This window comes from Afipia sp. GW822-FHT03D08 (assembly GCF_058801645.1).
On sequence record NZ_JBXANK010000003.1, the window covers coordinates 285,857 to 299,191 of the forward strand.

General features: G+C 61.5%; 9 protein-coding genes. 4 read left to right on the forward strand and 5 right to left on the reverse strand.

Annotated elements, in window-relative coordinates; all coding sequences use genetic code 11:
• Positions 1 to 38 precede the first annotated feature (38 nt).
• Positions 39 to 3,893, reverse strand: a complete 3,855-nt coding sequence (gene metH, locus AC1RM7_RS20520) for a methionine synthase (RefSeq protein WP_024919620.1) — start codon at positions 3,891 to 3,893, stop codon at positions 39 to 41.
• A 4-nt stretch (positions 3,894 to 3,897) separates the two neighbouring features.
• On the reverse strand, positions 3,898 to 4,809 hold the full coding sequence (gene metF, locus AC1RM7_RS20525) for a methylenetetrahydrofolate reductase [NAD(P)H] (RefSeq protein WP_024919619.1): 912 nt from the start codon (positions 4,807 to 4,809) through the stop codon (positions 3,898 to 3,900).
• Positions 4,810 to 5,243: 434 nt separating this feature from the next.
• Between metF and AC1RM7_RS20530 the strand changes: the two genes are divergently transcribed.
• Positions 5,244 to 6,263 (forward strand): LLM class flavin-dependent oxidoreductase, encoded by a 1,020-nt coding sequence (locus AC1RM7_RS20530; protein WP_024919618.1) that lies wholly within the window; start codon positions 5,244 to 5,246, stop codon positions 6,261 to 6,263.
• Positions 6,264 to 6,288: 25 nt separating this feature from the next.
• Here the strand turns inward: AC1RM7_RS20530 and AC1RM7_RS20535 are convergent, their stop codons facing one another.
• The 3 genes from AC1RM7_RS20535 to AC1RM7_RS20545 all read right to left on the reverse strand — a co-directional run bounded on the left by AC1RM7_RS20535 (position 6,289) and on the right by AC1RM7_RS20545 (position 8,599).
• Positions 6,289 to 6,915: a glutathione S-transferase family protein gene (locus AC1RM7_RS20535; RefSeq protein WP_006022753.1), complete on the reverse strand. Its 627-nt coding sequence runs from the start codon at positions 6,913 to 6,915 to the stop codon at positions 6,289 to 6,291.
• Positions 6,916 to 6,992: 77 nt separating this feature from the next.
• Entirely contained in the window at positions 6,993 to 7,856 is an 864-nt protein-coding gene (locus AC1RM7_RS20540; RefSeq protein WP_024919617.1) for a prephenate dehydratase, read from the reverse strand.
• Entirely contained in the window at positions 7,853 to 8,599 is a 747-nt protein-coding gene (locus tag AC1RM7_RS20545; protein WP_024919616.1) for a 3-deoxy-manno-octulosonate cytidylyltransferase, read from the reverse strand. Before AC1RM7_RS20545 ends, AC1RM7_RS20540 begins: the two co-directional genes overlap by 4 nt.
• Positions 8,600 to 8,807: 208 nt before the next feature.
• Here AC1RM7_RS20545 and AC1RM7_RS20550 point away from each other — a divergent pair, with 208 nt between their 5' ends.
• The 3 genes from AC1RM7_RS20550 to AC1RM7_RS20560 all read left to right on the forward strand — a co-directional run bounded on the left by AC1RM7_RS20550 (position 8,808) and on the right by AC1RM7_RS20560 (position 13,334).
• Positions 8,808 to 9,356, forward strand: coding sequence for a c-type cytochrome (locus tag AC1RM7_RS20550; protein WP_006022750.1), 549 nt, complete (start codon positions 8,808 to 8,810; stop codon positions 9,354 to 9,356).
• Between the two features lie 202 nt (positions 9,357 to 9,558).
• Complete coding sequence (locus AC1RM7_RS20555; RefSeq protein ID WP_024919615.1) at positions 9,559 to 11,442, forward strand: extracellular solute-binding protein; 1,884 nt, start codon at positions 9,559 to 9,561, stop codon at positions 11,440 to 11,442.
• Positions 11,439 to 13,334 (forward strand): extracellular solute-binding protein, encoded by a 1,896-nt coding sequence (locus tag AC1RM7_RS20560; protein ID WP_024919614.1) that lies wholly within the window; start codon positions 11,439 to 11,441, stop codon positions 13,332 to 13,334. The genes AC1RM7_RS20555 and AC1RM7_RS20560 overlap by 4 nt, the downstream gene beginning before the upstream one ends.
• Position 13,335: the final 1 nt, after the last annotated feature.

Genomic DNA, 13,335 nt, shown 5'->3' on the forward strand with positions numbered 1-13,335 from the left:
CGACATCAAGCGGTAGATACAGCGAAGTTGAATCAACTTCAGCGCGCGACGGCATCCGCCACCGGCTTGCCGTTCATCCGCAGATGCATCGCGCAGCCGCAGCCCGGAGGATGCTTGGCCAGCGGCAATTCCGCGACATCAGCCTCGTCAGACTCGGGCCGTGCATCACGCGATGGAATGTAATTGAGGATCGGCGCCAGCCAGCGCTCGATTTCCTCCGGCGTCATCCCCTTGCGTTCGGCATAATCCTCGACCTGATCGCGTTCGATCTTGCCGACACCGAAATAATAGCTTTCTGGATGGCTGAAATAGAGACCGGAGACCGACGAACCCGGCCACATTGCAAAGCTCTCGGTCAGGGTCACGCCTGCGGTGCGCTCTGCATCGAGCAGGCGGAACAGCGTCGCCTTCTCGGTGTGATCGGGCTGGGCCGGATAGCCCGGCGCGGGGCGGATGCCGGCATACTGTTCGAGGATCAGTTCGTCGGTGCTTAATGTCTCGTCCGGCGCATAGCCCCAGAACTCCTTGCGCACGCGCTGATGCATCCGCTCGGCAAAGGCTTCCGCCAGACGATCCGCCAGCGCCTTCACCAGGATCGACGAGTAGTCGTCATTGGCATTCTTGAAACGATCCGCGATCACGTCCTCGCCGATGCCCGCGGTGACCACGAACATGCCGATGTAATCCGGTACGCCGCTTGAGACCGGCGCGATGAAGTCCGACAGCGCGACGTTCTTGCGGCCTTCGCGCTTCTCGAGCTGCTGGCGCAGGGTATGCAGCGTGGTCAGCGGCCTGGTGCGCGCCTCGTCGCTGTAGAGAACGATGTCGTCGCCTTCGGCATTCGCGGGCCAGAAGCCGATGGTGGCGCTGGCCTTGAACCAGTTTTCCTTGACGATGCGGTCGAGCATCTTGCGGGCGTCGTCATAGAGCGCGCGTGCGGCTTCGCCGACCTTCGGATCGTCGAGAATGGCCGGGAAGCGCCCGGTCAGTTCCCAGGTCTGGAAGAACGGCGTCCAGTCGATGTACTCCGCAAGTTCTTCAAGCGAATAGTCGCTGAAGCTCTTGATGCCGATGAACGCCGGCTTCTTTGGCTGGGTCTTCGTCCAGTCGATGACATGCGCATTGGCGCGCGCGGCGTCGAGCGACAGCCGGTTCTTGTTCTGCTGCGCCTTGAAATGCGCATTCGATATCTTGGCGTAATCGGCGCGCACCTCGCGGGCATAGTCCTCGCGCTTCTCGGCCGAGAGGAGCGAGGACGCCACGCCGACCGCGCGGCTGGCGTCGTTGACGTGCACCACCGGGCCCCGCTTGTAGGCGGGATCGATCTTCACCGCGGTATGCACGCGGCTGGTGGTCGCGCCGCCGATCAGCAGCGGCAGGTCGAGCCCCTGACGCTCCAGTTCGGAGGCCATGAACACCATCTCGTCCAGCGAGGGCGTAATCAGGCCGGAAAGGCCGATGATATCGGCGTTCTCGGCCTTCGCCGTCTCGATGATCTTGGCAGCGGGCACCATGACGCCGAGGTCGATGACCTCGAAGTTGTTACACTGAAGCACGATGCCGACAATGTTCTTGCCGATGTCGTGGACGTCGCCCTTCACGGTGGCGAGCACGATCTTGCCGGCGGAGTTACGGCCGTCACCGGCAATGCCGGCGGCAAGGTTGTCGGCCTTTTCCTTTTCCATGAACGGCATCAGATAGGCGACCGCCTGCTTCATGACGCGGGCGGACTTCACCACCTGCGGCAGGAACATCTTGCCGGCGCCGAACAGGTCGCCGACGACATTCATGCCGTCCATCAGCGGGCCTTCGATCACATGCAGCGGCCGCTCCACCGTGAGGCGCGCGGCTTCTGTGTCGGCGTCGATGTATTCGGTGATGCCGTTGACCAGCGCGTGGCTCAGGCGCTTCTCCACCGGCCATTCGCGCCAGGCGAGATCCTGCTCCTTGACCTGCTTGCCCTGGCCGCGGAATTTTTCCGCAAGTTCAAGCAATCGCTCCGATGCGCCGGGATCGCGGTTGAGGATGACGTCCTCGCAGACCTGACGCAGTTCGGGATCGATATCGTCATAGATCACCATCTGCCCGGCATTGACGATGCCCATGTCCATGCCGGCCTTGATGGCGTGATACAGGAACACCGAATGCATCGCCTCGCGCACCGGCTCGTTGCCGCGGAACGAGAATGAGAGGTTCGAAACGCCCCCGGAAATATGCGCATGCGGCAGGTTCTGGCGGATCCAGCGCGTGGCTTCGATGAAATCGACGCCGTAATTGTTGTGCTCTTCGAGACCGGTGGCGATGGCGAAAATATTCGGATCGAAGATGATGTCCTGCGGCGGGAAATCGAGCTTCTCGACCAGGAGGTCGTAGGCGCGTTTGCAGATTTCGATCTTGCGCTCGAAGGTGTCGGCCTGCCCGACTTCGTCGAAGGCCATCACGACCACGGCCGCGCCGTGACGGCGCGCGATTCCCGCTTCATGCAGGAATTTGTCGACACCTTCCTTCATGGAAATCGAGTTGACGATCGGCTTGCCCTGAACGCATTTCAGGCCGGCTTCGATCACGTCGAATTTCGACGAGTCGATCATCACCGGCACCCGGGCGATGTCCGGCTCCGAGGCGACCAGATTGAGGAAGTCGATCATCGCCTGCTTGGAGTCGAGCAGGCCCTCGTCCATGTTGACGTCGATGACCTGCGCGCCGTTCTCGACCTGATCCCGCGCGACCTGAAGGGCGGCGGTGTAATCGCCGTTCTTGATCAGCTTTCGGAAGCGGGCCGAGCCGGTGACGTTGGTGCGTTCGCCGACATTCACGAACGGAATGTCGGAGGTGAGGTTGAATGGCTCCAGTCCCGACAATCGCAGCAGCGGCGGAATTTCGGGAACGATGCGTGGCTTGTGCGGCGCGCAGGCCTCCGCGATCGCCTTGATGTGTGCGGGCGTGGTGCCGCAGCAGCCGCCGACCACATTGACCAGACCGGCCTGCGCGAACTCGCCGACCAGGCGCGCCATGTAGTCCGGGCTCTCGTCGTACTGGCCGAATTCGTTCGGCAGGCCCGCGTTCGGATAAGCACAAACAAGCGTGTCCGCGACGCGGCCGATATCGGCGATATGCGCGCGCAGGTCTTCCGCGCCCAGCGCACAGTTGAAGCCGATGGTGATCGGATTGGCGTGCTGGACCGAATACCAGAATGCTTCCGGCAACTGGCCCGACAGCAGGCGGCCTGATTTATCGGTGATGGTGCCGGACACCATCACCGGCACATGGATGCCGCGCGCTTCGGTGATCTCGGCGATGGCGTAGAGCGCCGCCTTTGCGTTGAGCGTGTCGAAAATGGTCTCGACCAGCAGGATATCCGCGCCGCCGTCGAGCAATCCGTTGATCTGTTCGCTGTAGGCGATGCGCAGGTCGTCGAAGGTCACGGCGCGGTAGCCGGGATTGGCGACGTCCGGCGAAATCGACGCGGTGCGGTTGGTTGGGCCGAGAGCGCCTGCGACGAAACGCGGTTTGCCGTCCTTCGCGGTTGCACGGTTGGCGGCGTTGCGCGCCAGCCTGGCGCCGTCGCGATTCAGTTCATAGGCAAGGTCGACCATGTCGTAGTCGGCCTGCGCGATGGAGGTCGACGAGAAAGTGTTGGTCGCGACGATGTCCGCGCCGGCGTCGAGATAGGCGAAATGGATATCTTCGATCGCCTGCGGCTGGGTGAGGATGAGAAGATCGTTGTTGCCCTTGACGTCGCGATGGAAGTCCTTGAAGCGCTCGCCGCGGAAGGCCGCTTCGTCGAACTGAAGCCCCTGGATCATGGTGCCCATCGCGCCGTCGAGCACGAGGATTTTCTCGCGGGCAAGCGCGCGGAATTGTTCGGCGACCGGAGATGTTTTTTTCGTCATGGGATCACGCGGCTTTCTGCGCACCGTTGGGACGAATTCCCAGAAGGTGGCTGATGGCGAACACAAGATCCGCACGGTTCATCGTATAAAAGTGAAAATTCTCGACGCCGTGCTTGGCGAGCTTCTGCACCTGACCGGCGGCGACAGTCGCCGCGACCAGACGGCGCGTGTCGGCATCGTCGTCGAGTCCTTCGAATTTTGCCGACAGCCATTCCGGCATTGTTGCGCCGGCGCGCTTGGCGAAATTGGACGCCATCTTGAAGTTCTGCACCGGCAGGATTCCGGGAACGATCGGAATCGTGATGCCGGCGGCGCGGACGCGGTCGAGATAACGGAAGTAGAGATCGTTATCGAAAAAGAACTGGGTGATGGCGCGGGTCGCGCCGGCATCGACCTTGGCTTTCAGCGCGTCGATATCGGCCTCGAGCGTAGCGCTTTCGGGATGCTTCTCGGGATACGCCGAGACGCTGACTTCCATATCGGGATGATGACGCTTGATGCTGGCGACGAGATCGGCGGAGCTTTGATAGCCCTCGGGATGCGCGGTGTAGGCATTGCCGATGCCGCTCACCGGATCGCCGCGCAGCGCCACGATGTGGCGGACGCCAACGTCATGATAGCGCGCGACCACGTCATCGATGTCGGCCTTGGTGGCGTCGACACAGGTCAGATGCGCGGCGGGCGTGAGTTTGGTCTCGGAGAGGATGCGCGCGATGGTCGAATGGGTGCGTTCGCGGGTCGAGCCGCCGGCGCCGTAGGTCACCGAAACGAAGTTCGGCGTCAGCGGTGCAAGCCGGTTGATGACTTCCCAGAGATTGCGCTCCATCTCTTCCGTCTTGGGCGGAAAGAACTCGAAGGAAATCGCCGGACGTTTTTGCCCGTGCGATCCGGCCGGGGCGGTTGCTTCGCTCGTCACGCTTCTCAACTCCACATCTCGATGGCGGCGCGGGGCCGGAATGGGCAGCGGCCTCTGCGAACTGGGTGCGCCTTCATTCCGCCCTTTGGGCCGGACTTCGTCACCGTTTCGCCATTCCGGACAAAATATGCGAAAGACCGCGTTTCCGACAGCCCATCCGTTAGGCTTTGACCGTGGGAAATTGCCCAATGTGTGCCATTTGCCGAAAGGATGAAGGCGGCCGCCGAATGCCGTGGAGGCAAAAGATTCGATATTTTTCCAACGAAACCGGCAATTTAGCGCATTTTTCGGATGAAACAGCGTGTTTGTAGTGGGCAGATATTCATGGGCTTAATCAATCCGTCATATATTTGCCCACTCGGTTTTGGCAACCGGCTCGATGGCATGCCCGGGCGACGCGTTGTCAGGCGCCTGCGAGTGACTAATTTGGCTTCATGACCCCGCTTTCCGTTCTCGACCTTTCGGTCGTCACCACCGGCACCAAACCTTCCCAGTCGCTGCGCAACAGCATCGATCTGGCGAAGCATGCTGACCGCCTCGGCTACACGCGCTACTGGCTGGCGGAGCATCACAGTCTTTCCTCGGTTGCGAGCCCCGCGCCTGAGATCATGATCGGGCAGATCGCAGCGGCGACGCAGCGCATCCGTGTCGGCTCCGGCGGCGTGATGCTGCCGAACCACGCGCCGCTGATGGTCGCCGAACGGTTCAAGATGCTGGAAGCGCTGTTTCCCGGCCGCATCGATCTCGGTCTCGGCCGCGCGCCCGGCACCGATCAGACGACGATGCATGCACTGCGTCAGCGATTCGATCCGCGCGGCGGCGACGATTTCATCGAGCGCCTTGTCGAACTGACGTTATGGGAGACGCGCAACTTCCCCGACGGCCATCCCTATCACAACGTGATTGCGATGCCCGAGGATGCGCCGCTGCCGCCGATCTGGCTGCTGGGATCGAGCGACTACAGCGCGCAGCTTGCAGCTCAGGTCGGCATGGGCTTCGCGTTCGCGCATCACTTCGCCTCGCACGATGCGGCCGATGCGATGATTCACTATCGTGCCCATTTCAAGCCGTCGAACTGGCGCGAAACGCCGTATGCCATTCTGGCGATTGCCGTGATCATGGCGGAGACGGATGAAGAGGCAGACCGGCTGGCATCGTCCGCCGATCTCAATCGTCTGCTGCGCGATCGCGGGCAGTATCGCCCGCTGCCGAGCATCGAGGAGGCGCAGGCCTATCCCTACTCGGACGCCGAGCGCGCCAGCATTGCGCGCAATCGCTCGCGGCTGTTCGTCGGCTCACCGCAGACGGTGATGGAGAAAATCACGCCGCTGATCGAGACCTGCAAGGCCGACGAGGTGATGGTGATCACTGCGACCTACGATCACGATGCACGCAAGCGTTCATACAGTCTGCTGGCGGATGCGTTCGGCATCGGCAAACAGGCGGCGGCTTGAGACGGGGATTCTGTTTGGAGACGCCTTAACTCAGAGGCGGCGAGACGTACCGCCGAAAGCCGTCGCGTTCTTGCAGGTTGCCATACCAACGCTCCAGGTTCGGCATCGGCGGCGGGTTAATTTCTGTAATTCCGAACCATCGGCGCGCATAGGCTCCGAGCACGATATCTGCGAGGGTGAACTGCTCCGCCTCGACAAAGCTGCGGCTTGCGAGGTGCCGGTCAAGCATGGCCCACAGGGCAGCGACTGCGTCCACGTTCGCCTGCAAGGCGGCGCTGTCCCTCAGAGCGGGTGCCGTGCGGATATAGCCCCAGAATACAGGCCGTTCGGCCGGCTGTAATGTCGTGAGCGCCCAATCAAGCCAGCGCTCGACGCGGGCCCGGTCCTTCGGCGCGGCAGGATAAATAGAATTTGTCGGCGCATACTGGAGAACCAGGTAGCGTATGATGGCATTGGATTCCCAAAGCTGGAAATCGCCGTCCTCGATTGTAGGCACGCGGCCGTTGGGATTCATTGCGAGATAAGCGGGCTTGTCGTTGACGCCGAACTGCATTCCAGCGTCGAGTCGCTCAAAGGGCAGGTTGAGCTCTGCGCAGCACCACAGAACTTTCTGCACATTGACCGAATTGGCGCGGCCCCAAATGCGTAGCATAGGCGATTGCCTCCCGGATGCGCGTGGTTACGGCGTTTTGCGTTTGGCTGTTCGTCAGCGCGAGCGCACGTGTTTGCTTATTCCGCTGCCTTTTCCGTGAATGCGACGCGGAACGGATGCGCCGGATAGACCCCGACGATCCGCAGCTCTTTCGAGAAGAATTTAAGTTCTTCCAGTGCATAGGCGAGGTTTTTGTCGTCCGGGTGACCGTCGACATCGGCATAGAACTGCGTGGCGAAGAAGTTGCCTTCCACCATGTAGCTCTCGAGCTTGGTCATGTTGACGCCGTTGGTGGCAAAGCCGCCCATCGCCTTGTAGAGCGCCGCCGGAAGGTTGCGCACCCGGAAAACAAAAGTCGTCACCAACGGGCCGGAGCCCTGCGCGGCCCAGAGTTGCTCGCGCGCCAGAATGACAAAGCGCGTGGTATTGTGAGCTTCGTCTTCGATGTCCTCGGCCAGAATGTCGAGACCATAGATGTCCGCAGCAAGACGCGAGGCAATTGCCGCGCAGCTCTTATCGCCGCGCTCCGCGATAAGGCGCGCTGCGCCCGCTGTGTCGCTCGCGACAATCGGTTTGATGCCGAGCTTGCGGATGATGTTGCGGCATTGCCCGATGGCGTGGACATGGCTTTCAACCGTTTTGATGCCGTCAAGCTTTGCGCCGCGCGGACCCATCAATTGATGGCGGATCGGCAGAAACCATTCGCCGACGATGAACAGTCCCGACTGCGGCAGCAGGTGATGAATGTCTGCGACGCGGCCAGCCAGCGAGTTCTCGATCGGAATCATGCCGAGGCCGGCTTCGCCCGACGAGATCGCCGCCAGTGCATCCTCGAAGGTGGCGCAAGGCAGCGGCGTGGCGTCTGGAAAGGCTTCCGCAATCGCGATGTGCGAGTTGGCTCCGGGCTCGCCCTGGAAGGCGATTTTCATCGATTTGGTCATTGTGCTTTGCCTGCCAGCATTTGCCGCGCGGTCTCAAGATCGTGAGGCGTATCGACGCCCAGCGGCACCGTGTCAACCACCGTCACGTCGATCCGCATGCCGGCCTCGAGGGCGCGAAGCTGTTCGAGCTTTTCCCGGGTCTCCAGCGGCGAGGGCGGCAGGGCGACGAACCGCGCCAGCGCGCTCCGGCGATAGGCGTAAAGCCCAATGTGGTGATAGCGCGGGCCGTCTCCATAGGGAGCCGTCGCCCGCGTGAAATACAGCGCCCGTAAACGGGCCGCGCTCAGCGGCGATCCGATGACCTTCACCACGTTCGGATTGGTGTGTTCCTCGTCCTTGGCGATCACGGCGGCCAGCGTGGCGATATCGACTTCGGGATCGGCAAGCGGCGCCAGCACGGCGCGAATGTCCTCGGCCGCGATGGTGGGCAGATCGCCCTGCACATTGATGATGGTGTCGATCTGTCCTGCACTATCGATGGTCTGAAGCGCCTCGAAAATCCGGTCGGACCCGGACGGATGATCTGCGCGGGTCATGACGGCCTCGCCACCATGCGCCGTGACAATTTCGGCGATCTCCGGTGCGTCGGTCGCCACAACCACGCGGCCGATTCGCGCGGCGTCCGCACGGCGCACGACATGGACGATCATGGGCAGACCGGAAATGTCCAGCAAGGGCTTTCCCGGCAGCCGGGTCGCAGCCATGCGGGCGGGAATCAGCACCAGGGCGCGGGTTTCTTTCATGGGGGACGCTGGCGGGACGGCCGGGTTGGCGAGGAAAATGACGGTGTTTTCAAGGGGTCGGCGCGTTTATACGGGTTGCCAGAAGGCAGGCAAACCGTTATCTCGATCCCGCTGCCTGTATTGCGCTGCACGCCTGTTCCCGGTAGCAATCCAAGGTCGCTCTGCGCGGCTAAATGTATCGACTTTCCGGCTCGGGGCCTGATCGAAAATGGACTCCTTCGAACTCAACAAGATCATGGGTGCGGTGCTCGCCACCTGCCTCGTTCTGCTCTCCATGAATATGGCTGCCAACGCGATTTTCTCGCCGAAGAAGCCAGAAAAGCCCGGCTTTGAAATCGCGATCAAGGAAGCTGAAGGCGCCGGTCCGGCTGCCGCGGCTGCGCCGAGCGAGCCGATCGAGAAACTGCTCCAGACCGCCTCTGTCGAGAAGGGTTCTGCCGCGGCCAAGAAGTGCGCCGCCTGCCACACCTTCGAGAAGAACGGCCCGAACAAGGTCGGTCCGAATCTTTACGGCGTCATCGACGACGAGATCGGCCATGGCCGTAACGGCTTCAACTTCTCCGCTGCCATGAAGGGCAAGGGCGGCAAGTGGACCTACGATGCCATCAACAAGTTCATCGCCAGCCCGAAGGGCTTTATCCCCGGCACCGCGATGGGCTTCGCGGGCATCAGCAAGGACAGCGAGCGCGCGGATCTGATCGCCTACCTGCGCACGCTGGCCGACACCCCGGTGCCGCTGCCGACCGCCAGCAAATAAGCTCGGCGCGTGACAGAAATTTAATCCTAAAACGGCCAGGTTCGCCTGGCCGTTTTGCGTTGCAATTGCTGCTGTTTTCGAGCCGGACATTTCGCCGCAAAGAACGCGCCGCAACGGGCTGGCGTCATATCCAAAAACCGACATAATCGGCCAAGACGTTGCCTCGGCATCTGTTTTTCGATCAGCAACAGGAACATTGAATTTGAGCATTTCCCGACGCGATCTTCTTCAGAGCGGTGCGTTTGTTGCCACGGTTCCGATGCTGAAAGCGGCAGGGCTGGACGTGGTGGCTTCCGCGCAGGCCCAGACCGCTCCGGAATGGAAACATGCGTTGTCGCTGTTCGGCGACATCAAATATCCCGCCGACTTCAAGCGTTTCGACTACGTCAATCCGGATGCGCCGAAGGGCGGTATCGCCCGGCAGATTTCCATCGGCACGTTCGACAACTTCAATCTCGCTGTCGCCGGCGTGAAGGGAACGATCGCGCCCGCGGTCGGGCTGATCTACGAGACGCTGATGGCGCGGTCTCTGGATGAGGCGACCACCCAATATTGTCTGCTGGCGGAGTCGGTATCGCATCCCGACGATCATTCGTGGGTGATCTATCGTCTTCGCAAGGACGCGAAGTGGCATGACGGCAAGCCGGTGACTCCGGAAGACGTGGTGTTCTCGCTGGAGTCGCTGAAGAAATACAGTCCGATGTATTCGTCCTACTACAAGCATGTGGTGAAGGCGGAAAAGGTCGGCTCGCACGACATCAAGTTCACGTTCGACGCGCCCGGCAATCGCGAGCTTCCGACCATCGTCGGTGAACTGACGGTGCTTCCGAAGCACTGGTGGGAAGGCAATGACAGCGAAGGCCGCAAGCGCGACATCGGCGCGACGACGCTGGAGAAGCCGCTCGGCTCCGGGCCCTATGCCATCAAGGATTTTGTCGCGGGCCGCTCCGTCACCTTGGAGCGGGTGAAGAATTACTGGGGCGAGAAGGCGCCGACGCGCGTTGGCCAGAACAATTTCGACGAGATGCGGTTTGAGTTCTTCCGCGACACAACGGTGTCGCTCGAAGCTTTCAAGGCCGACCAGGCGGACTGGATCATCGAGTCCTCCGCCAAGAGCTGGGCAACGGCCTATAATTTTCCCGCCGTGACCGAGAAGCGCGTCGTCCTTGAAGAATTTCCGATCAACGATTCCGGGCGGATGCAGGGTTTTGCGTTCAACATCCGCCGTGAACTGTTCGCGGACAAGCGCGTGCGCCGCGCCTTCAATTATGCGTTCGATTTCGAGGAAATGAACAAGCAATTGTTCTACGGCCAGTACAAACGCATCAACAGCTACTTCGAAGGCACTGAACTCGCCAGCTCCGGCGTTCCGGTTCAGAGAGAATTTGAAATTCTCAAGGAGGTCTACGGCGACATTCCGCCGGAAGTGATCGCCAAGCCTTACGAAAATCCGGTGGGCGGCGATCCGGAGAAGGTGCGCGATAATCTTCGCAACGCTACAAGGCTTCTGCGCGAAGCCGGCTATGAAGTCCGCGAGGGCAAGCTGGTCAAAAAAGACGGTACGCCGGTCGCGGTCGAATTTCTGCTGGATAATCCATCGTTCGAACGCATCGTGCTGTTCTACAAGCCGTCGCTGGAGCGGCTCGGCATCACCGTGAATGTGCGTACAGTCGATGACGCGCAGTATCAGAACCGCGTGCGGAATTTCGACTACGACATTATCTCGGACATCTGGGGGCAATCGCTCTCGCCGGGCAACGAGCAACGCGATTTTTGGGGCTCGCAGGCGGCCGACATTCCCGGCTCGCGCAACACCGTCGGCATCAAGAATCCTGTCGTCGACAGGCTGATCGACAAGATCATTTTCGCGAAGGACCGTGAGACGCTGGTTGCGGCGACCAAGGCGCTCGATCGTGTGCTGCTCTGGCACTATTATGTCGTGCCACAATTCACCTACGGATTCTCCCGCTACGCGCGCTGGGATCGCTTCAGCCACGCGGAGCTTCCGAAATACGGCCGCTCCGGTCTGCCGGCGCTTTGGTGGTTCGACAAAGAGAAGGCCGACAAGATCGGCAAGCGTTCTTGAGCGGCCTTTCGCGGCGGCGGGTTCTGGTCCTTGGCGGCAGCGCGATGGCTGCGGCGTGGTCGCCGCTGTCGGCCATGGCTCAATCCGGCATCGAGGCCGCCCCCGATAGCCACGGCATGTCGGCCTTCGGCGATCTGAAATATCCGGCGGACTTCAAGAACTTCGATTACGTCAATGTCGGCGCACCGAAGGGCGGCGTGTTCTCGACCGTTCCGTCGTCGCGCGCCTACAATCAGTCGTTCTTTACGTTCAACTCGCTGAACAGCTTTATTCTCAAGGGGGATGGCGCGATCGGCATGGATCAGACCTTCGCGGCGCTAATGGTGCGCGCCAGCGACGAGCCGGACGCAATGTACGGCTTGGTCGCGCGGTCGGTGCGGATTTCGCCGGACAAGCTGACATATCGGTTCACGCTGCGGCCTGAGGCGCGATTCCACGACGGCAGCAAAATCACCGCGAAGGACGCCGCGTTCTCCCTGACGATCCTCAAGGAGAAAGGTCATCCGATCATTCAGCAGCAGCTCCGCGACATGATCAAAGCGGAAGCTGGCGACGACGCCACGCTGACGGTGACATTCGCGGCAAAGCGCGGCCGCGATGTGCCGCTATATGCCGCGGGATTGCCGATTTTCTCGAAGGCGTACTACGACAGGAAAGCGTTCGACGAATCCACTCTTGATATTCCGCTCGGCTCCGGGCCTTACAAGGTCGGCCGCTTCGAGGTGGGACGTTATATCGAATACGAGCGCGTCAAGGACTGGTGGGCGAAGGATCTGCCGGTGTCGCGCGGCGCCTTCAACTTCGACGCCGTGCGCTACGAGTTCTACCGCGACCGCGATGTCGCGTTCGAAGGCTTCACCGGCCGGAATTATCTTTATCGCGAGGAATTCACGGCACGCATCTGGAACACGCGCTACGATTTCCCCGCCATCAAGGACGGCCGCGTCAAGCAGGAGCTGCTGCCGGACGACACACCGTCGGGCGCGCAGGGCTGGTTCCTGAACACGCGCCGCGCGCAGTTCAAGGACCCGCGCGTTAGGGAAGCCATGATCCAGGCGTTCGATTTCGAATGGACCAACAAGACCATCATGTACGGCGCCTATGCGCGCACTGTCTCGCCGTTCCAGAACTCTGACCTGATGGCGGAGGGGCCGCCGCCGCCGGAAGAGCTCAAACTGCTTGAGCCGTTCCGCGGTCAGGTGCCTGACGAGGTGTTCGGCGCGCCGTTCCTGCCCCCGATCACCGACGGATCGGGGCAGGATCGGACCCTGCTGCGCAAGGCGTCGCAGCTGTTGCAGGACGCCGGATGCGTCATCAAGGACGGCAAGCGCCGGCTGCCGAATGGCGATGCTTTCCGGGTCGAGTTTCTGCTCGAGGAGCCTGCGTTTCAGGCGCACCACGCGCCCTACATCAAGAACCTCGGCGTCCTCGGCATCGACGCCAGCGTGCGGCTGGTCGATCCGGTGCAGTTCCGTGCACGGGTCGATGATTTCGATTTCGATGTCGCGATACAGCGCTTCAGCATGTCATCGACGCCGGGTGATGCGATGCGGACGTTCTTTTCGTCACAGGTCGCCGACGTCAAGGGATCGCAGAATCTGTCGGGCATCAAGAATCCCGCCATCGATGCGCTGATCGAGCGCATCATCGCGGCCGAGAATCGCGACGAATTGCGCATCGCCTGCCGCGCGTTCGACCGCGTGTTCCGCGCCGGACGCTACTGGGTGCCGCAATGGTATTCCGCCAGCCATCGCATTGCCTATTGGGATGTCTTCGCCCATCCTCCGAACATTCCGCGTTACGCCACTGGCGTCGGCGCGCCTGACCTGTGGTGGTTCGATGAGGCAAAAGCCAAGAAGCCCGAGCAGGCCAAGCCCGTGCAGGCGAAGTAAT

What these genes read in the sequence shown, in the direction of transcription:
- metH (WP_024919620.1), bottom strand. Translation starts at nt 3,893, where the DNA reads ATGACGAAAAAAACATCTCCGGTCGCCGAACAATTCCGCGCGCTTGCC.
- AC1RM7_RS20530 (WP_024919618.1), top strand. Translation starts at nt 5,244, where the DNA reads ATGACCCCGCTTTCCGTTCTCGACCTTTCGGTCGTCACCACCGGCACC.
- AC1RM7_RS20535 (WP_006022753.1), bottom strand. Translation starts at nt 6,915, where the DNA reads ATGCTACGCATTTGGGGCCGCGCCAATTCGGTCAATGTGCAGAAAGTT.
- AC1RM7_RS20540 (WP_024919617.1), bottom strand. Translation starts at nt 7,856, where the DNA reads ATGACCAAATCGATGAAAATCGCCTTCCAGGGCGAGCCCGGAGCCAAC.
- AC1RM7_RS20545 (WP_024919616.1), bottom strand. Translation starts at nt 8,599, where the DNA reads ATGAAAGAAACCCGCGCCCTGGTGCTGATTCCCGCCCGCATGGCTGCG.
- AC1RM7_RS20550 (WP_006022750.1), top strand. Translation starts at nt 8,808, where the DNA reads ATGGACTCCTTCGAACTCAACAAGATCATGGGTGCGGTGCTCGCCACC.